Source organism: Streptomyces sp. NBC_01257, from assembly GCF_035917255.1.
GTDB lineage: Bacteria > Actinomycetota > Actinomycetes > Streptomycetales > Streptomycetaceae > Streptomyces.
Genome location: NZ_CP108472.1, coordinates 2,859,023 through 2,876,882, shown reverse-complemented (window position 1 = coordinate 2,876,882; position 17,860 = coordinate 2,859,023). Strand labels below are relative to the sequence as shown.

The following is a 17,860-nucleotide window of genomic DNA, read 5'->3' as shown; positions in this document are numbered from 1 at the left end:
TACTGGCTGCGGTCCGGGTGGACTCAGTACCAGTTGTTGGCCTGCCAGAACGACCAGGCGCCGCACGGGCTGCCGTAGCGGGAGTTCATGTAGTCCATGCCCCACTTGATCTGGGTGCTGGGGTTGGTCTGCCAGTCGGAGCCGGCGGACGCCATCTTCGAACCGGGCAGGGCCTGGACCAGGCCGTAGGCGCCGGAGGAGGCGTTGGTCGCGCTCGGGTTCCAGCCGCTCTCGTGGCTGACGATGTTGCTGAAGCACTGGAACTGCGCGTCGTCACCGATCATCGACTTCGCCGTGTCCTGCGCACTCGCGGCAGCGGACGTCGGCGCGGCGGTGGTGGCCGCCATGGCCGGGGAGACGCCCAGAGCCACACCGGAGGCACCCAGCAGCACTGCTGCACCGGCGACGGCGGACTTGCGACGGGCGAGGATGTTACGGGCGAACGACACAGGGAACCTAACGTCGGGTACGGGGGAGTCGCGTGCTCCGGTCCGAATCCTGCGTGGACCGTTGCGCGTTGACCGCTGTCCGTTCCGGTGGACGCTGCGGTGCTCGGCGACATCTCCATGGTTAGCCGCGCCGTTCAACGACCGCAACGACCCCCGGTACGACCCCGCCTCGCACCCCGGGCCGAAGGTCCCGAACCGCCCCAAACCGCGTCATAGCAGGTCGGAGGGTGCGCAACGGGGTCCAGTGGACGCTCCTCGCGCCTCCTAACCCGCTTCGTACAGGACCAAGGTCCTGTGGGTGCCCTCACTCCTCCGGGACCCCGAATGTGACCTGGGCCTCGAAGGCCGCGCGGCGGGTGGCCCGGCGCAGCGCCTTCAGCAGCGCGGTTCCGACGGTGAGTGTCAGGACGACGGTGAGCACGGCACGCCCCAGGTCCCAGCCCAGCGAGGTGGCCGTGCAGTACGCCAGGAACCGCACCAGGTTGTCGGCCAGCGCGTCACCGGGATGGAAGGAGATGCCCGAGCCGAGCCCCGGCACGATCGTCCACCCGTACAGATTCATGACCGTCCCGTACGCGAACGACGCCACCGCTCCGTACGCGGCGAGCATCAGCAGCTCGGCGCGCCCGCGCAGCCGGTCCGGCCCCGGCAGCATCCCGGCGCCCATGGCGAACCAGCCCATGGACAGCATCTGGAACGGCATCCACGGACCCACTCCGCCGGTCAGCAGCGCGGAGGCGAACATCGTCACCGAGCCGAGCACGAAGCCGAAGCCCGGCCCCAGCACCCGCCCGCTCAGCACCATCAGGAAGAACATCGGCTCAAGCCCCGCCGTGCCCGCCCCCAGCGGCCGCAGCGCGGCACCGACCGCGGCCAGCACCCCCAGCATCGCCACCGCCTTCGCGTCGAGCCCGGCGTCCGCGATCATCGCGACCACCACCCCGACCAGCAGCGGCAGCAGCGCGGCGAACAGCCACGGCGCGTCCTGCGAATGCGCGAGCCCGGAGTCCGGGCCGGCCAGCAGCGGCCAGCCGAAGGCGGCCACCCCGATCGCGCTGATCAGCACCAGCGCGGCGACGGCCCGCGGCCCGAGCCGCACCGGCCGCGCGCCCCGGACCTTCGTGCCGGTCATGCGTCACCGTCCAGCGCCGCCCGGACCTGGGACACGGTGAGCCACTCCTGCGGGGCGAGGATCTTGGCGATCTGCGGGGCGAACGCGGGGGACGACACCACGACCTCCGGCGTCGGACCGTCCGCCACCACCTCTCCGTCGGCGAGGATCACCACCCGGTGGGCCAGCTCGGCGGCCAGCTCCACGTCATGGGTGGCCAGCACGATCGCATGGCCCTCGGCCGCCAGCGTGCGCAGCACCGCGACGAGCCGGGCCTTCGCCGCGTAGTCCAGACCGCGGGTCGGCTCGTCCAGGAGCAGCAGCGGGGGCCGGGCGGTCAGCACGAGCGCGAGCGCCAGCGCGAGCCGCTGGCCCTCGGACAGATCCCGGGGGTGCGTGGCGTCCGCCACACCCGGCAGCAGCTCCGAGACCAGGGCCCGGCAGCTGCCCGGCGCGGCGCCCGCGTCGGCGTCGGCCGCCGCGCACTCGGCGGCGACGGTGTCCGCGTACAGCAGATCGCGCGGCTCCTGCGGTACGAGCCCGACGCGGCGCACCATCTCGTGCGGCGGGGTGCGGTGCGGGGTGCGGCCGCCGACGAGGACGGTGCCGGAGGTGGGCTCGACCATGCCGACGAGGGCGCCGAGCAGGGTGGACTTGCCCGCGCCGTTGCGCCCCATCAGGGCGACGGTCTCGCCCGGGGCGACGGTCAGGGTCACCCGGCGCAGCGCCTCGACACGGCCGCGCCGCACCGCGAGACGCTCCACGCGGGTGGTGGCGTCGGCGTCCGGCCCGGGGGCCTCCTGCTGCGGGGCGCGGGCGAACAGCCGGGCCAGGGCGGACCGCCGCGGCGCGGGGTGCGGAGCGGGCACCTGCGGGGGAAGCCGCCGGGCTTCGCCGCTGCCGCCGACCGGTCCGGGCGTCACGCCCGCCAGCCGCTCCCGCATCCCCTCGGCCCGGCGCCGGGCGTCGCGGACCGACAACGGCAGCGGATCCCAGCCGGCCGTCCGCCCCAGCGCCACCACCGGTGGATGCACCGGCGAGAGCGCCATCACATCGGCGGGCGCCCCCATCACCGGGGCGGCGCCCCGGGACGGCAGCAGGACGACCTGGTCCGCGTACTGCACCACCCGCTCCAGCCGGTGCTCCGCCATCAGGACCGTCGTCCCCAGGTCGTGGACGAGCCGCTGGAGGACCGCGAGAACCTCCTCGGCCGCCGCCGGGTCCAGCGCGGACGTCGGCTCGTCCAGCACGAGGACCCGGGGATGCGGGGTCAGGACGGAACCGATCGCGACCCGCTGCTGCTGGCCTCCGGAGAGCGTGGCGATCGGCCGGTCGCGCAGCGTGGCGAGGCCCAGGAGATCGAGGGTCTCCTCGACCCGCCGCCGCATCACGTCCGGGGCGAGGCCCAGCGACTCCATGCCGTACGCCAGCTCGTCCTCGACCGTGTCGGTCACGAAGTGGGAGAGCGGGTCCTGGCCCACCGTGCCGACCAGATCGGCCAGCTCACGGGGCTTGTGGGTGCGGGTGTCGCGCCCGTCGACGGTGACCCGCCCGGTCAGCCGGCCACCGGTGAAGTGCGGTACGAGCCCCGACACGGCACCCAGCAGAGTCGACTTGCCGACCCCCGAAGGCCCGACGAGGAGCACCAGCTCACCCTCCGGAACGGTCAGATCGACCCCCGACAGGGTCGGGTGCCCGACCCCCTCGTACTGCACCGAAACATCGTCGAACCGGATCACACCTGCTCCTCGAAGCCTGTGGGGGAAGGCGCGGCGGGCGAGCCTGTGGGGGACGGCGGGACGGGCGCGACGACCGCCGGCAGCAGTCCGGTCAGCACCGCGGCGGCGGGCCACAGCGGCAGCACGGGCGCGGTCAGCGGTACGACACCGGGGTGCAGCGCCGCCGGATCCGCGCTGCCCGCCCAGATCATCGCCACCGCGACCGCCGCACCGGACCCCGCGACCAGCCAGGCCCTCGCGCCCCACCGGTCGGGCCGGTAGCGGGTCCGCACAGACCGCGCCCCGCCGAGCCGCAGCCCGGCCATCGCGGCGACGAGCCCGACGGCCAGCAGCGGCAGCCCGTACACCGCACCCTGCGCGGCGAGCAGCCCGTACGTACCGGCGCAGACTCCGAGCAGCCCGCCGAGCGTGAGGACGTTCGTGGTGTGCCGGACGGCGGCCGGCACGTGGGCGGTACGCCCGTAACCGCGCGCGTCCATCGACGCGGCCACCGCGACCGACCGCTCCAGCGCGCCCTCCAGCACCGGCAGCCCGATCTGGAGCACGGCCCGCACCCCGCCGGTCGGCCGGCCGCGCAGCCGCCGGGCGGTCCGCAGCCGCACCACGTCGGCGACCATGTTCGGCGCGAACGTCATCGCGACGACGACGGCCACTCCGGCCTCGTACAGCGCACCGGGCAGCGACTTCAGCAGCCGGGCCGGATTGGCCAGCGAGTTCGCGGCGCCGACACAGATCAGCAGCGCGGCCAGCTTCGCCCCGTCGTACAGCGCGAACAGCAGTTGCTCGGCGGTCACCCGACCGCCGATCCGCACGCCCTTCGCCCACTCCGGCAGCGGCACCTCGGGCAGCGTGAACACGACATGCGTCCCCGGGATCGGGGAGCCGAGGAAGACGGAGAAGAGCAGCCGCACCCCGATGACGAACAGCCCGATCTTGATGAACGCCCCGTAAGAACGGGCCCACGGAGCGTCGGTGCGCCGCGCGGCCACGACGTACCCGGCCACGCCGACCAGCAGGCCGAGCAGCAGCGGGTTGGTGGTCCGGGATGCGGCGGTGGCGAGCCCGAGGGCCCACAGCCACCAGGCCCCGGCGGGCAGCGCGTTGCTCCGGGTGGCGACGGGCGCGCGCCAGGCCCGGAACGGGCCGGCCGCGGCGCCCGTGCCGCCGGCCGCCGTCCGCCCGGTCATCCGCGGCGGCGGCGGGCCTGCGCGACTGCGGCGATGCCGAGGAGCAGGACGGCGCCGATCCCGACGAGAACCCCGGCGGACGGCCCGCCGCCGTCGGACCCGCTGTCGCCGGCGGGAGCAGAGGCCTTCTTGCTACTGCCCCCGGTACTGGCCCCGTCCCCGTTCCCGGACACCTGCTCACCGCAGCCGGAGGCCGGGTAGCCGGAGATCGCGCAGAGCAGCGCGTCACTGCCGTAGCGCAGCGGCTTGGCCACCGAGGCGAGGGCGTCCGCACTGCTCGCGTCCTCGGGGACCTGCGCGCACACGCTCCGCCGCGCGGGCGGAGTCTCCCCGTCCGGGGCGTCGGCGGCCGTACCGGGGTCGATGACGAGCGCGACCCGCTTGGTGCCGTCCTTGGCCGGGGTGTCCGCGCAGATCTTCGCGAAGTCGGGGGCGCGGCGCGGCTTCGACGCGTCCTGCGAGTCCGCGCTCACGGAGAACCGGAAGCCCTGCACCGAACCGTCGTCCGGACGCACCAGCGACGGCCCCTGGGTGGCGTAGGCCCACCCGGTGCCGGAGCCCTCCCAGAACGACCAGTAGCGGTAGCCCGCTGCCTGGGCCGTGCCCGCACCGAGCACGGCCAGGAAGGCGCCCAGGAGCAGGACCACCAGCGGCGCGGCGGCACGTCCGGCGCGCCGCGGGGGCTGCCGGGTGGCGCTCACAGCTGCTGGTTCTTGCGGCGGCCGCTGATCAGGAACCCGGCGCCGGCGCCGACGGCGAGGCCGATCCCGACGAACCACCAGACACCGCCGATCCCGTCCCCGTCGCCGCTGTCCTTCTTCTCCTCCTCCTTGGTCTCGGACGCCGTCGGCTTCTTGACCGCGGCGGGCTCGGGCCCGGTCGCGTTCAGCTGGGCGACGAGGTCGGCGCCGCCGAAGTCGTGGACGTCGGTGCCGGTGGCGTGGGCGGCCATGACGAGCTGCGCGTACGCGGCGGGGCCGTTCTCCTTCGCCCAGGCAGCGGAGTTCTTCTCCAGCCACTTCACGGAGGCGGCGGCCTTGTCCTTGTGGCCGGAGGCGGACAGCGCGACGACCGCGTCGGCGGTGTTGCCGAAGTCGGGCTGCGGGGCGCTGTCCTCGGCGCCGGGCATCGGCGGGGAGTCGAGGTGACCGGACTCGGCGAGGGCGCCGGCGAGGTAGTAGGCACCGTTCTGGGCGGCCTGCTCGGGCTTGGCCACGGCGCCCTTGGTGCAGGTGGGGTCCTTGACGGCGGCGTTGTTCCCGACGACGAGCCCCTTGCCGAGCGAGCCGAGGACCGCGGCCGCGGTGGCGTCACCGTTGGCGACGAGCTTGCCTGCCTTGTCGGGCTGGTAGGCGAACGCGCCGCCGTCCTTGCCGCCGCAGGGGATGGCGAAGGTGAGCAGGGCGTCGTACGGCGTCTTGCCGCCGTCCGTCGTCACATCGCCGAGCTTCTCCCCGGCCCGGGCGAGGGCGCCGATCACGATCGAGGTGGAGTTCGCGTCGCTCGGGCCGCCGGCGGTGTAACCCCAGCCGCCGTCCTTGTTCTGTACGGACTTCAGCCAGGACACCCCGTTGTGCACGAGGTCCTCGTGCCCGCGGACCTCGTGCAGCGCCTGTACGGCGGCCGCGGTCGCATTGGTGTCGATCATGGTCTTGTCGTCGCAGGCCACGGACGGGTCCGGACGGTACGCGGGGAACGCCCCGCTGTCGCACTGCTGCCCGATCAGCCAGTCGACGGCCTTGGCGGCGGGCGTGACGCCCACGGCGCGCTGCGAGGCGAAGGCCAGCGACTGCCGCCAGACCCCGTCGTACGTCGGGTCCTTCGTGCCGTACAGCCCCGAGGGCAGGGCCACGGACGGCGAGGGGGAGGGGGACGGCGCGGCGACTGCGGCCGGGGCTGCGGCCGCACAGAGCACGGTGGCGGTGGCGGCGAGCGCGGCTGCGCTGCGGCGTACGGTCATGGCGGGCGGGGCCTCTCCTGGGGGAACCGGGCACAGGCACACACAGGCACCCAGCTCCGGCTCCGCATACCTCGACGGTGCCGGCCGCCGGGGGTTCCCGACGGCACGAGCCGGTCACAACTCGGACAGGGCATTCCGACTTCCGCGTGGACGCGGTCACGGCTGCGAGCCAGCGCCGGATTCGCACCGGCTTCCCCCTGAACGGGCATGATGACGACCTGCCCACTCTACCGGGAGGCCGCTGAGGCCCCCGGCCCGGGCGCCGGAGGCGGGGGCGGCGCGGCGACGGAGGCTGCCCGCCCGGAACGCCCGGAATAGTCCATGGCCCTTTCGAACAGTGATCGTTAAACTGCAACCGGCTTATGAATCAGGCGGGTTGAGGGGCGGCGGACGGGCATGACGACAGGTACCGGGGGATTCCCCCCGCCCCCTTCCCGCCCGCCGGGCACCCCGCCGCCCCATCCCCCCGTGCCACCGGCGCCACCGCGCACGGATCCGCCCAGGTGGGCGTGGTGGGTCGGCGGTATCGCGATCCCCATGATCGGCATCGTGGCGACGGTGATCTTCAGCAACAACCCCGACCCCGCCCCCGCAGCGTCCCCGGCCCCCGCCTCCAGCAGCCCGCGGTCCGAGCCCTCGGCCCCGTCCAGCCCGGACCACGCCTCGGCGGAGACCGAATCACCCACCGCGACCCCGAAGCCTTCGGTATCCCCGAGCCCGGGCGACACGGCCCCCGCGGACACCGACCTCACGGCACCGGCCGGGTACGGGGACGCGGTCAAGACGATGTGGGGCCTGGCCCCCGCCCCCTGCAACCAGGACGAACAGCAGCTGGTGGACCTCGACGACGGCATGAGCCGGGTGGAAGCCCTCGTCAAGGGCGACCTGATCGGCGTGGCCAAGGACCCCGGCGGGGCAGAACTCCTCTACTGGCCCGACTCCTGCAACGACAGCAACAACTACCGGCTGCGCGCACTGCCCAACACCCGCGTGGGCCTCCTGCGGGACGGACTCCCGAAGTCCTTCGAGTCCTGCGAGGCGGCGTCGAGGACCGGCTTCGGACCCCTGGACCTGCTCGACAGCTACGACCGCGAGGGGCGCGGCTTCGTCGAGGGCGCGGCGCTGTGCTCCGTGACGGACCAGGGCGCGGTCTCCATGGCGTTGATCGAGAACATCGACGACTCGTCGAACGAGGCGTCGGTGAGCGGCACGCTGTACGTGTGGCCGAAGAAGTCCTGACCGCGGAGACGGAAGCCGCCCCCTACAGCACCCGCACCTCGCCCTCCGGAAGCTTGCTCCACCAGTGGTGGTAGCGGCTGTAGACCTCCGCCTCGCGATCGCCGAGGAAGGCCGTCAGTGACTCGGCCTCCGCCGCGAGCCCGTCCCAGGCCGCCGGGGAGAGCGGGTGGAACGCCGTGGCCTCTATGCCGTCCGCCGTGGGGCGCCAGACGCCGGCGACGCGGCCGTCCACCAGCAGGGTGGGCAGGACGTCGCCGTTGCGCCGGATGACCAGGGGGCGGTACTCCGGGGGTATCACCCGGCTGCGGTCCGCGTACGCCAGCAGCACGCTGTCCCACATGGCCATCAGGCGGGGCGGGGCGGGTGTGCCGGCGGGCGGGCGGGATGCGCCGGGGAGGTCGAACAGGGCCTCGCCGTCCGGGCCCTGGAGCTGTTCGACGGAGTCGCCCATGGCGAGGAACGCCGTGCGGACCGGTGCGCGCTGCACCATGGCGAACTGCGCCACGTCCGCGATCGACGCGGGCCCGAACCCCGCCAGATACCGCAGGATCAAGGTCCGCAGGGCCTGGGTGTCCACCGCGCGGCCCGTGGGCTCCGGTCCGCTGTCGCCCGCCGCGACGAAGGACGGGCGGTGGCCGAAGGACCAGGGCGCGCCCGTCGGGGCGTGGTGCAGCGGCGCGTACCCCTTCAGCCCCCACCACCCGCCGTCCTTCTTCTCGGCGCCCAGCCGCTCCTCGGCCCACGCCTGCATCTCCGCGGAGGTCCGCGGCCGGCGGGCGAACGCCAGCAGCTCCGGCACCAGTTCCTCGGCATCCGCCGGAGTCAGCCCCGCCGCGGCGAAGCGGGCGCCCAGGCGCGAGGCGTACAGCGTCGGCCGCATCGCCGCGCGGAAGGCCGGGTAGTCCTCGGCGTGCACGGCGTGCAGTGTGATCCGCATCAGCGTGGCCTTCACCACCGTGCGGTCGGTGAAGGCGGCGTCGAGCTCGGCCGGGGCGAAGTCCGTGAGCCGGTTCCACAGGGCGACGTACGGGGACGCCGGGTGCTGCGCCTGGAGCGCGACCACCCGCCGCACCCCGTCGGCGACGGTCAGCGGCTCACGCGCCAGGAGCAGTTGGCGGCTGAGGGTCGCCCGGTTGAGTTCGCGCACGGTGATCGTCACAGCTCCGGATTGTGCCCTGCCGCGGGCCGGAAGGGACCTGCGGGGCTCCCGCCCGGTGATGTGCGGCGCCGGCCCGCGCCGCTCTCCGTTCGGGTGAATAGTAGTTCCGGTTTGTCCTCCGTCGTCCGTTACGCATAGATTCCGGTTCATGCTGTCCGTGAACTGTTTGCTCCCTGCTCGCAGTTGAGCGGCACCGCGCCCCGTCATCATCGGCTGGGAGGACCCCGCCCTCATGTCCGGAACCGTCGACCGGTGGACCACCGCACTGCGCAGAGGCTGGAGGACGGGCACGCTGTGGCCGTGGTGTCTGGGGGGCATCGCGGCAGTCTGCGGATACGCCGTGGCCACCGTCTTCCACCCCGGATACCTCAGCGCGGACAGCAACACCCAGCTGTGGCAGGCGCTCGGCGACGAACCGGTGAACGACTGGCATCCGCCCGTGATGGCGCTCGCCTGGCGGATCCTCATCGGGATCACGGGGGACTTCTCCTCCATGGCCGCCGTGCAGGCCGCCCTGTTGTGGGGGACGCTCTGGGTCCTCGCCCGGCTGACGTGGCGGAAGACCGGCAGCCGGGGGCTCTCCCTCGCCGTGCTGGCCGTCGGCTTCGCGCCGCACATCATGAACCTGACCGGCGTGGTGTGGAAGGACGTGCACCTGGCGTACGCGCTCCTCGCCGTCTTCGCGATCGCGCTCACCGTGCGCGACCTGCCGCCGGAGCGGGTCAGGAGCCGCTGGGCCCTGCTGGTGCTGGGTGTGCTGCTCCTCGTGTACGCCGCCCTCGTGCGGAAGAACGGCATCCCCGCCGCGATCCCCGTCTTCGCCCTGCTGGTCCTCGCCGCATGGCCCGTCCCGGGCCGGCGCCGCTGGCTGGCCGCCACCGGTGTCTTCGTCGCGGTCGTGCTGGCGGCCGGTGCCGGGGTGTCCGCGGCCACCGCCCCGCTCACCACCCGGGTGTACGCGGTGATCCCGGTGGACGACCTCGTCCACGTGCTCACCCCGGCCCAGGTGCGCACCGCCGCCGAACAGGCCGGTGCGAGCGACGACTTGCGCGACCGCCTTGTCGCCACCGCCGTCGACTGCCAGAAGCGGCAGATCGCCTCCGACGCGTACCTCCAGTGCTTCCCGCAGGACGGGCCGTTCGACGTGACGTACCTGGACCGGCGCGCCGACGTCATCGTCCGGATGTGGACGCAGCAGATGCCGCGGCACTGGAAGGGGTACGTCGAGTACCGGGGCCGGGTCTTCAGCAAGCTGCTCTTCCAGAGCAACCAGCGGTTCTGGAACGGCACCCATGTCAACGCCGGCGCCCGGCTGCACCCGGACGTGCGGAAGGAGCCGCTGAACGACACGCTGCGGTCCGCCCTGCAGAACTACGTGACCGGGTTCGCCCGCGACCTGCCGATGCTGTTCCAGGGCTGGTTCTGGCTGGCCGTCTCGCTGGTGCTGGTGCTGCGACGCCGCTGGCCCGGCCCCTACACCCGGGAACTCCGGCTCCTCGGCGCGAGCTCACTGCTGTACGTCCTCGCCTACCTGCCCACAGCCCCCGAGTCCAACTACCGTTACGTGTACTGGCCCGCGCTCGCCGGGACGGTCGCCCTCACCCTCGTCGCGACCGCCTACGCGGCGCGTCGGCGCGCGGCGGCCGACAGCCTTGCCGGTGAGCCGGAAGACCGCCCCGCCGTGCTGCCGGGCGGGCGGGCGCCCGAAACCGCCCCGGCGGGGCCGCGGGAGGGTGCCGACGCCGTCGGGTGACCGTTCGTCGATCCCGGTCTCACACCGCCACGTACGTCACCGGCTCGCTCCCCGTCACCGCCTCCGCGCGCCCCAGCTTCACCAGGCGGCGCAGGTGCGACTCGGCCTCCGAGACGGCGATGTTCCGGGAGCCGTAGGGGATTTGCTCCCAGGGGCGGTTCCACTCCATCCGTTCGGCCAGCTGCCACGGTGTGAGCGGTTCGGCGAGGAGGGCGAGGAGGCCCGTCAGGCGTTCCTCGTGGTGGTCCAGGAGTTCCCGCACGCGGCCCGCCGCGTCCGCGAACGCGTACTGGTGGGCCGGGAGGACCTCGGCCACGCCCAGGCGGCCGATGCGTTCCAGGGAGTCGAGGTAGTCGCCCAGCGGGTCCGTGGCGGCCGTGGCGTCGTCCGGGTCCTCGTAGAGGCCGACGTGCGGGCTGATGCCGGGGAGCAGGTGGTCGCCGGAGAAGAGGCGGCCGCGGCCCGGGAGGTTGGCCGGGTGGTCCTCCTCCAGGTGCAGGCAGACGTGGCCGGGGGTGTGGCCCGGGGTCCAGATCGCGCGCAGGGTGCGGCCCGCCAGGTCGAGGAGTTCGCCCGGCACGATCTCGCGGTCCGGGATCGCCGCCCGCAGACCGGGCAGGGTGCGCATCCGGCCGCCCTTCTCGCGGGCGGCCAGCAGCGGGGCGATGTGGTCATCGGGGGCGCCGACCGTCGCCAGCTTCGCCGCGAGGTAGGCCAGCCAGGTGCCCGGCTCCGACGCGCGGGTGCGGCGGACGATCGCGGTGTCGGCCGCGTGCATCGCGATCCAGGCCCCGGACGCCTCACGGACCTGGCCGGAGAGGCCGTGGTGGTCGGGGTGGTGGTGGGTGATGACCACGCCGTGGATGTCGGCGACGTCCACGCCCACGCCGGTGAGCCCGGCGGTGAGCGTGTCCCAGGCCTCCGGGTCGTCCCAGCCGGTGTCGATCAGGACCGGGCCCCGGTCCGTGTCGAGCAGATGGACCAGGGTGTGGCCCAGCGGGTTGTCCGGGATGGGGACCTTGATGCTGTGGACGCCGCCACCGTGGTTGATCACCTGCGTCATGGGCTCCCCATCTCCGAGCGGCCTGGGCGGCGTGCGGGATACGGCCACGACGCGCCGCGTCCACTGTAACGAGAACTTGTTCCAGTGGTAGCCCCGGTCGACTATCCGTATCGGCCGCACGGGCCCGTCATCCGATCAGCGTGGCCTTCGGCCGCACGACGCAGAACTCGTTCCCCTCCGGGTCCGCGAGCACGGTCCATGACTCGTCTCCGGTCTGACCGATGTCCGCGCGGCGCGCTCCGAGCGCGAGGATGCGCTCGATCTCCGCCTCTCCCTCGCCCGGGGCCGTCGTCAGGTCGAGGTGCAGGCGGTTCTTCACGGTCTTCGTCTCGGGAGCCGGCATGAAGCAGATGCCGACCGGGGAGCCGATGTCCGGCCCGATCACCACCTCGCGCTCCCGCTCGGACAGGATGCGCCACTTCAGTACCGCGGCCCAGAAACGGGCCAGGGCCGGCAGGTCGTGGGTGTCGATGACGATGTGGTGCAGGGACGCGGTCATGGGTGCCAGTCTGCGGCCCGGGTCGTGCCGCGGTTGCTGTCCCAGCCGTGGACTCCTGGAACTGGAACTGGTATCAGTTCTGACACGGAGTCAGATCTGAAGCCAGGCAATTGCGGAGCCCGTCATCGAGTCGGTCATCGAGTCGGTCGGGTCACGTGCCGCGTCGCGGGAGGCAGCAGCCATGAGCGAGCTTGTCGAACACGGAAAACTGTTCATCGGCGGGGAGTTGGTCGATCCGCTCGGGCGGGATGTCATCGAGGTCATCTCCCCGCACACCGAGCAGGTCATCGGCCGGGTGCCGCATGCCGCCGAGGGGGACGTGGACCGGGCCGTCGCCGCCGCCCGGCAGGCGTTCGACCACGGGCCCTGGCCGCGGATGCCGCTGGACGAGCGGATCGCCGTCGTCACGCGGATCAAGGACGCGTTCGCCGTGCGGTACGAGGAGATAGCCCGGGTCATCAGCTCGGAGAACGGCACCCCGTACACCTCCAGCGTCATGGTGCAGGCCCTCGCCGCGATGATGGTGTGGGACGCGGCCATCACCGTCGCCCGCACCTTCCCGTACGAGGAGCGCCGCGACGGGGCGCTCGGGCCGCTGCTCGTACGGCGGGAGCCGGTCGGGGTCGTCGCGGCCGTCGTGCCGTGGAACGTCCCCCAGTTCACCGCCGCCGCCAAGCTCGCGCCCGCGCTGCTCGCCGGATGCTCGGCCGTCCTCAAGGTGTCGCCCGAATCGCCGCTCGACGCCTACATCCTGGCCGAGATCGTCGCCGAGGCCGGCCTGCCCGAGGGCGTGCTGTCGATCCTGCCCGCCGACCGCGAGGTCAGCGAGTACCTCGTCGGGCACCCGGGCGTCGACAAGGTCTCGTTCACCGGGTCCGTCGCCGCCGGGCGGCGCGTCATGGAGGTCGCCTCGCGCAACCTCACCCGCGTGACCCTGGAACTCGGCGGGAAGTCCGCCGCCGTGATCCTTCCCGACGCCGATCTGGACACCGCCGTCGCCGGCATCGTGCCCTTCGCCTGGATGATCAACGGGCAGGCCTGCGTGGCCCAGACCCGCATCCTGGTGCCGCGGTCCCGCTACGAGGAGACCGCCGAGGCCTTCGCCGCCGCCGCCGGTGCGCTGAAGGTCGGAGACCCGCTCGACCCCGCCACCGAACTCGGCCCGCTCGTCGCGCAGCGCCAGCAGCAGCGCTCCCTCGACTACATCCGGATCGGGCAGGAGGAGGGCGCGAAGGTCCTGACCGGGGGTGGGCGCCCGGCGTCCCAGGAGCGCGGCTGGTACGTCGAGCCGACGCTCTTCGGCGACGTCGACAACTCCATGCGCGTCGCCCGCGAGGAGATCTTCGGGCCGGTGATCTGTCTGCTGCCGTACGGCGACGAGGACGAGGCCGTGAAGATCGCCAACGACTCCGAGTACGGGCTCAGCGGCAGCGTCTGGACCGCCGACACCGAGCGCGGCATCGACATCGCCCGCCGGGTCAGGACGGGCACGTACAGCGTGAACACCTTCAGCCTCGACATGCTCGGGCCGTTCGGCGGCTACAAGAACTCCGGTGTGGGAAGGGAGTTCGGGCCCGAGGGGTACGGGGAGTACTTCGAGCACAAGATGATCCACCTGCCCGCCGGGTACGGGGGAGAGGCCTGATGGGCGACCGGTGGAGCGTTGAGGTGGACCGCGGTGTCTGCATCGGGTCGGGGATGTGCGTGAATCACGCGCCGGACGGCTTCCGGCTGGACACCGCCCGGCAGTCGCACCCCGTCGACCCGGAGACCGACGCCAACGAAAAGGTCCTCGCAGCCGCCGAGGGCTGCCCGGTCGAGGCCATCACGATCGCGCTGGCCGACTCGGGGGAAGTGGTGTTCCCGCCGGAGGACTGAGGGGACGGGGGCGAAGGGGTGATCGACGACCCGGCACCTCCTCGCCCCCCCCTCAGGCGGGCGGGGCCACCAGGGAATCGGACCGGTGCGAGCGGCGCAGCGCCTCCGCCACGAAACCCGTGGCCTTCAGCTCCTCGACCACGTCCCGCAGGAAGTCCACCGTCTCGGGCTTCCGACTGCGGGTCGTCCCCACCGCCTGCCGGATCTCCATGAACCTGTCCTCGATCAGCCGCACCCCGTCCGGATCGGCCGCGACGAACTCCGTCATCGGCTGCCGGATGCCGGCCGCGGCCTCCAGGCCCTGCTCGCGGAAGACGTCGACGCCCTCCGCACCACGCACCACCGTCGCGTGCCGGAGGGTGCGGGTCAGGAACAGGTCGTACGCGGAGCCCTGCTTCACCCCGATCCGGACGCCCTCCCGGTCGAGGTCGGCCGCGGAGGCGAAGTCCGAGCCCGACGGTACGGCGTAGACGCCCTCGATCAGTACGTAGGGGGCGGTGAAGGCGACCTCGGCCTCCCGGGCCGGGTCGATCGCCAGGAAGCAGATGTCGGCCCGGCCGGTGGCCATCGCCTCGTACGACTTGCGGGCCGCGTCGAAGCAGAGGAGCTCCACCGGCACGCCCAGCCGCGCGCCGATCTCCCGCGCGAGGTCGACCGTGACCCCGGCCGGATCGGCGGGCGTGCCCTGGGCCAGGACCGGGTTCCCGAGGTTGACCGAGGCCCTCAGCACGCCGGCCGGTGCCAGGTCCCCGGTGACGGAGGCAGTCGCGATCTTCATGGACCGGAGTGTAGGACACCCGCCACGCGGGCGGCCCTCAGCGGGTGCCGGCGGGCCGGGTGCCCGACAAAAGGTGCAGTCTCAGGGCAAGTTGCAGTTCCAGCGCCCGGTCCGGCTCGTTCCAGTCCCGGCCCAGCAGCACCTGGATCCGGTCGAGCCGCTGCACCACCGTGTTCACGTGGACGTGCAGCTCGTCCTTGGCCCGGATCAGGCTGCCGCCCGCGCCGAAGTACGCGCTGAGCGTCCGCACCAGGTGGGTGCCGCGCTGCGCGTCGTACTCCAGCAGTGGCCCCAGGGCCGCCGACACGAAGCCGTCGACGTCCTGCGCGTTGCCCAGCACCACGCCCAGGAAACCGAGCTCCTCCACGCACGCGCCCTCGCCGGTCCGCCCCAGCACCCGCATCGCCCGCAGACAGCGCGCCGCCTCCCCGTAGGCCTCGGCCAGTTCCCGGGGGCCGCGGGCCGGTCCGGCGGCGGCCACGGTGACGGGGGACTGGGCCAGCTGGCCGAGCTGGGCCGCCGCCGATCGGGCCGCGGCGCCCGCGGCCGCCGGCCCTTCCGCCTCGACCAACAGGACCACCACACCCGCGTGTTCGGCGCTCACCCCGTGGATGTCGCCGCCGAACAGATAGCGCATGGCGGCCGGCGCCAGCCGCTCCCGGGCCGCGGTCTCCGCCACCAGCAGCAGATGCGGGCGGTCCAGGTCGATGCCCAGGCGGCGGCCCCGTTCGGCCAGGCCCGCCGGGTCGCGCCCGGAGTCCGTCAGCAGGTCCGCGATCAGCTCGCCGCGTATCCGGTTCTCCGTCTCGGCCACCGTGCGCCGCAGGAGCAGGAGGAGCCCGGTGACCACCGCCGATCTCTCGAACAGCCGGCGGTCGGAGTCGTCCAGCGGCCGGCCCCGGTGCAGCACCAGGCCGGCCAGCAGCTCCTGCCCGGCCAGCACCGCGCAGACCACCCGCCCGTCGCGGTGCACGGCACGCGCCCCCGTCCGGGACTCCTCGGCCGCCTCCGCCAGCCACCCGGCGTCCATGCTGTCCGCGGCGAAGCCCGTACCGTCCGGACGCACGGCGGCCAGCGGGCGGCCGCCCGGGTCGTGGATGGTCAGGGGGGAGCCGAGGAGCCCGGCCACGGCCGCCGCCACGTCCGTGACGTCCCGGCCGCGCAGCACCAGGTCGGTGAGCCGGTCGTGCGACTCCTCGGCCCGCTGCATGGCCGCCGAGTGCGCCCGTACGGAGGCGTTGGCCTCGGCCAGCTCCGCGTTCGCCTCCGCCAGTTCGGCGAGGGCCGATGTGGTGTCGGCGAGTGCGCGCGCGGTGTCGATGGCGATCGCGGCGTGCGCGGCCAGCGAGCACAGCAGCGCCACCTCGTCGGGGCTGAAGACCCGGGGCGCCCGGTCGGCCGCGAACAGGACGCCGATCACCTTCCCCGTACCGCCCCGGCTGGAGCCGAGCAGCAGGGGAACGCCCAGGATGGCGACCAGGCCCTCGTCCAGCACCCCGGCATTGATGTTGCGGGTGTGGCGGAAGCGGTCGTCGGTGCGGTAGTCCGGGGTCGCGTACGGGCTCGCCGTCTGCGCCACCAGCCCGCCGAGACCCTCACCCAGTTCCAGGCGCAGCCGCTGGAAGAGCACCGACACCGACCCGTCCGTCACCCGCATGTAGGTGTCGCCCGCCTCCTCGTCCGGGAGCGTGAGGTAGGCGGTGTCCGTGCCCAGCAGCATCCTGGCCCGGCGCACGATCGCCTTCAGCACGTCGTCCAGGTCGCGGGAGGCCGCCAGATCGCCCGCCGTGTCGAAGAGCGCGGTCAGCTGGAGCTCCCGGCGCCGGTGCTGGCGCAGGGCGCCCCTGATCCGCAGCGCCGTGGCCGTGGCCCGTTCCACCTCGGCGAGTTCGTCGGCGGGCACACCGTCCCCCCGCGCCTGCGAGGAGACCGCCCCCAGCGCCTCGGCGGGCGCGTCGTCGGCCAGCAGGTCGAACAGGCGCCGGAGGTGGGGTGCGGCGGAGGGGAGCGGTTCAGGCATGGCGTCCAGCGTTCGTAGGAAAGGGGGGCCGAGGCAGGTCAGTTCGCGGTCCAGCCGCCGTCCATGGAGAGCGAGGTGCCGGTGATGTGCCCGGTGCGCGGCCCGCACAGCCACAGGACCGCCTCCGCCACGTCCGCCGGCTCGATCAGCCGCTTGATCGCGCTGCGCTCCAGCATCACCCGCCCCACCACGTCCGCCTCCGAGATGCCGTGCGTCCGTGCCTGGTCGGCGATCTGGTTCTCGACCAGGGGCGTGCGTACGTATCCGGGGCTGACGCAGTTGCTCGTCACCCCGTGCTCCGCCGCTTCGAGCGCGACCACCTTGCTCAGCCCCTCCAGTGCGTGCTTGGCCGTCACATAGGCCGACTTGTAGGGACTCGCGCGCAGCCCGTGCACCGACGAGATGTTGACCACGCGCCCCCAGCCGCGTTCGTACATGCCCGGCAGGGTCCGGCGCAAGACGCGGAACGGGGTCTCCACCATCACGCGCTGGATCAGCGCGAACCGGTCCGGCGGGAACTCGTGGACCGGGGCGACGTGCTGGATCCCCGCGTTGTTGACCACGACGTCCACATCGGCCGGCAGCGTGTCGACGACCGAGGGGTCCGACAGGTCCACCACCCAGGCCGTCCCGCCGATCTCCTCCGCCAGGCTCTTCGCGGCCTCGCCCGACCGGTCCACGACGTGCACATGGGCGCCCGCCGCGGCCAGCGCCTGCGCGCAGGCCCGCCCGATCCCGCTCGCCGCACCGGTCACCAGCGCGGTGCGCCCGGCCAGGACCGGTTCTGCGGGGGGCTGCGGGGTTCCGCCGCCGGGGGAGGGGGCGGCGGGCTCGTGATCCGGTCTGCGGGAAGTCTCCATGGCCGTCACCGTAGGTACGCGGCGGCCCGTGTCACACGGCGTCGGTGCACACACCCTCCCGCCCCCGCATGGTGGCGGCGTACATGGTGCCGCCCGGCGCCGGGCCGCCCCGCCGAGGGGCCCGGGGACGGCACAAGGGACCGGCCGCACACACCTGGCACCCGC

16 protein-coding genes and 1 riboswitch are annotated in these 17,860 nt (G+C 73.5%); of the genes, 4 read left to right on the top strand and 12 right to left on the bottom strand.

What is annotated here, in order from left to right:
• Nucleotides 1-23 precede the first annotated feature (23 nt).
• The 6 genes from OG408_RS12185 to OG408_RS12160 all read right to left on the bottom strand — a co-directional run bounded on the left by OG408_RS12185 (nt 24) and on the right by OG408_RS12160 (nt 6,446).
• Nucleotides 24-449 carry a transglycosylase SLT domain-containing protein gene (locus OG408_RS12185; RefSeq protein WP_266778254.1) on the bottom strand — a complete coding sequence of 142 codons (426 nt, stop codon included), beginning with the start codon at nt 447-449 and terminating at the stop codon, nt 24-26.
• Nucleotides 450-753: 304 nt separating this feature from the next.
• Nucleotides 754-1,581 carry an ECF transporter S component gene (locus tag OG408_RS12180; protein ID WP_326669816.1) on the bottom strand — a complete coding sequence of 276 codons (828 nt, stop codon included), beginning with the start codon at nt 1,579-1,581 and terminating at the stop codon, nt 754-756.
• The gene (locus tag OG408_RS12175) at nt 1,578-3,299 is read right to left on the bottom strand and encodes an ABC transporter ATP-binding protein (RefSeq protein WP_326669815.1); all 1,722 of its coding nucleotides are present in this window, start codon (nt 3,297-3,299) and stop codon (nt 1,578-1,580) included. The genes OG408_RS12180 and OG408_RS12175 overlap by 4 nt, the downstream gene beginning before the upstream one ends.
• A complete protein-coding gene (locus tag OG408_RS12170; protein WP_285565253.1) occupies nt 3,296-4,486 on the bottom strand; it encodes an energy-coupling factor transporter transmembrane component T in 1,191 nt (396 codons plus the stop codon). The genes OG408_RS12175 and OG408_RS12170 overlap by 4 nt, the downstream gene beginning before the upstream one ends.
• Nucleotides 4,483-5,187 carry an SCO2322 family protein gene (locus OG408_RS12165; protein WP_442806024.1) on the bottom strand — a complete coding sequence of 235 codons (705 nt, stop codon included), beginning with the start codon at nt 5,185-5,187 and terminating at the stop codon, nt 4,483-4,485. The genes OG408_RS12170 and OG408_RS12165 overlap by 4 nt, the downstream gene beginning before the upstream one ends.
• Nucleotides 5,184-6,446, bottom strand: a complete 1,263-nt coding sequence (locus OG408_RS12160; protein WP_326669812.1) for a prenyltransferase/squalene oxidase repeat-containing protein — start codon at nt 6,444-6,446, stop codon at nt 5,184-5,186. The genes OG408_RS12165 and OG408_RS12160 overlap by 4 nt, the downstream gene beginning before the upstream one ends.
• 110 nt (nt 6,447-6,556) lie before the next feature.
• A riboswitch (cobalamin riboswitch) is annotated at nt 6,557-6,692 on the bottom strand.
• A 291-nt stretch (nt 6,693-6,983) separates the two neighbouring features.
• Between OG408_RS12160 and OG408_RS12155 the strand changes: the two genes are divergently transcribed.
• Nucleotides 6,984-7,685 carry a hypothetical protein gene (locus OG408_RS12155; protein ID WP_326669810.1) on the top strand — a complete coding sequence of 234 codons (702 nt, stop codon included), beginning with the start codon at nt 6,984-6,986 and terminating at the stop codon, nt 7,683-7,685.
• A 22-nt stretch (nt 7,686-7,707) separates the two neighbouring features.
• Here the strand turns inward: OG408_RS12155 and OG408_RS12150 are convergent, their stop codons facing one another.
• Nucleotides 7,708-8,844, bottom strand: a complete 1,137-nt coding sequence (locus OG408_RS12150) for a winged helix DNA-binding domain-containing protein (RefSeq protein WP_266778240.1) — start codon at nt 8,842-8,844, stop codon at nt 7,708-7,710.
• A gap of 232 nt (nt 8,845-9,076) precedes the next feature.
• Between OG408_RS12150 and OG408_RS12145 the strand changes: the two genes are divergently transcribed.
• A complete protein-coding gene (locus OG408_RS12145; protein WP_285565248.1) occupies nt 9,077-10,597 on the top strand; it encodes a hypothetical protein in 1,521 nt (506 codons plus the stop codon).
• A 19-nt stretch (nt 10,598-10,616) separates the two neighbouring features.
• On the opposite strand, the gene OG408_RS12140 is transcribed toward OG408_RS12145, so the two are convergent.
• Together OG408_RS12140 and OG408_RS12135 are read right to left on the bottom strand one after the other, a co-directional pair.
• On the bottom strand, nt 10,617-11,660 hold the full coding sequence (locus OG408_RS12140; RefSeq protein ID WP_266778236.1) for an MBL fold metallo-hydrolase: 1,044 nt from the start codon (nt 11,658-11,660) through the stop codon (nt 10,617-10,619).
• Between the two features lie 127 nt (nt 11,661-11,787).
• Entirely contained in the window at nt 11,788-12,159 is a 372-nt protein-coding gene (locus OG408_RS12135; RefSeq protein ID WP_285565246.1) for a VOC family protein, read from the bottom strand.
• A 181-nt stretch (nt 12,160-12,340) separates the two neighbouring features.
• Here OG408_RS12135 and OG408_RS12130 point away from each other — a divergent pair, with 181 nt between their 5' ends.
• Nucleotides 12,341-13,804 carry an aldehyde dehydrogenase gene (locus tag OG408_RS12130; protein WP_266778218.1) on the top strand — a complete coding sequence of 488 codons (1,464 nt, stop codon included), beginning with the start codon at nt 12,341-12,343 and terminating at the stop codon, nt 13,802-13,804.
• Nucleotides 13,804-14,037 carry a ferredoxin gene (locus tag OG408_RS12125; RefSeq protein ID WP_266778216.1) on the top strand — a complete coding sequence of 78 codons (234 nt, stop codon included), beginning with the start codon at nt 13,804-13,806 and terminating at the stop codon, nt 14,035-14,037. Before OG408_RS12130 ends, OG408_RS12125 begins: the two co-directional genes overlap by 1 nt.
• A 52-nt stretch (nt 14,038-14,089) precedes the next feature.
• Here the strand turns inward: OG408_RS12125 and OG408_RS12120 are convergent, their stop codons facing one another.
• Genes OG408_RS12120 through OG408_RS12110 form a run of 3 tightly spaced genes read right to left on the bottom strand, consistent with a single transcriptional unit; the run spans nt 14,090 to nt 17,695 of the window.
• Nucleotides 14,090-14,815, bottom strand: a complete 726-nt coding sequence (locus tag OG408_RS12120; RefSeq protein WP_266778214.1) for a transporter substrate-binding domain-containing protein — start codon at nt 14,813-14,815, stop codon at nt 14,090-14,092.
• 37 nt (nt 14,816-14,852) lie between these two features.
• Complete coding sequence (locus OG408_RS12115) at nt 14,853-16,835, bottom strand: helix-turn-helix domain-containing protein (RefSeq protein ID WP_326669806.1); 1,983 nt, start codon at nt 16,833-16,835, stop codon at nt 14,853-14,855.
• A 38-nt stretch (nt 16,836-16,873) separates the two neighbouring features.
• Nucleotides 16,874-17,695: a 3-hydroxybutyrate dehydrogenase gene (locus tag OG408_RS12110; RefSeq protein ID WP_266778209.1), complete on the bottom strand. Its 822-nt coding sequence runs from the start codon at nt 17,693-17,695 to the stop codon at nt 16,874-16,876.
• Nucleotides 17,696-17,860 lie beyond the last annotated feature (165 nt).

Excerpts from the sequence above, each read along its gene's own strand:
- OG408_RS12180 (WP_326669816.1), bottom strand. The coding sequence starts at position 1,581 with ATGACCGGCACGAAGGTCCGGGGCGCGCGGCCGGTGCGGCTCGGGCCG.
- OG408_RS12170 (WP_285565253.1), bottom strand. The coding sequence starts at position 4,486 with ATGACCGGGCGGACGGCGGCCGGCGGCACGGGCGCCGCGGCCGGCCCG.
- OG408_RS12160 (WP_326669812.1), bottom strand. The coding sequence starts at position 6,446 with ATGACCGTACGCCGCAGCGCAGCCGCGCTCGCCGCCACCGCCACCGTG.
- OG408_RS12155 (WP_326669810.1), top strand. The coding sequence starts at position 6,984 with ATGATCGGCATCGTGGCGACGGTGATCTTCAGCAACAACCCCGACCCC.
- OG408_RS12145 (WP_285565248.1), top strand. The coding sequence starts at position 9,077 with ATGTCCGGAACCGTCGACCGGTGGACCACCGCACTGCGCAGAGGCTGG.
- OG408_RS12140 (WP_266778236.1), bottom strand. The coding sequence starts at position 11,660 with ATGACGCAGGTGATCAACCACGGTGGCGGCGTCCACAGCATCAAGGTC.
- OG408_RS12135 (WP_285565246.1), bottom strand. The coding sequence starts at position 12,159 with ATGACCGCGTCCCTGCACCACATCGTCATCGACACCCACGACCTGCCG.
- OG408_RS12130 (WP_266778218.1), top strand. The coding sequence starts at position 12,341 with ATGAGCGAGCTTGTCGAACACGGAAAACTGTTCATCGGCGGGGAGTTG.
- OG408_RS12125 (WP_266778216.1), top strand. The coding sequence starts at position 13,804 with ATGGGCGACCGGTGGAGCGTTGAGGTGGACCGCGGTGTCTGCATCGGG.
- OG408_RS12120 (WP_266778214.1), bottom strand. The coding sequence starts at position 14,815 with ATGAAGATCGCGACTGCCTCCGTCACCGGGGACCTGGCACCGGCCGGC.
- OG408_RS12115 (WP_326669806.1), bottom strand. The coding sequence starts at position 16,835 with ATGCCTGAACCGCTCCCCTCCGCCGCACCCCACCTCCGGCGCCTGTTC.
- OG408_RS12110 (WP_266778209.1), bottom strand. The coding sequence starts at position 17,695 with ATGGAGACTTCCCGCAGACCGGATCACGAGCCCGCCGCCCCCTCCCCC.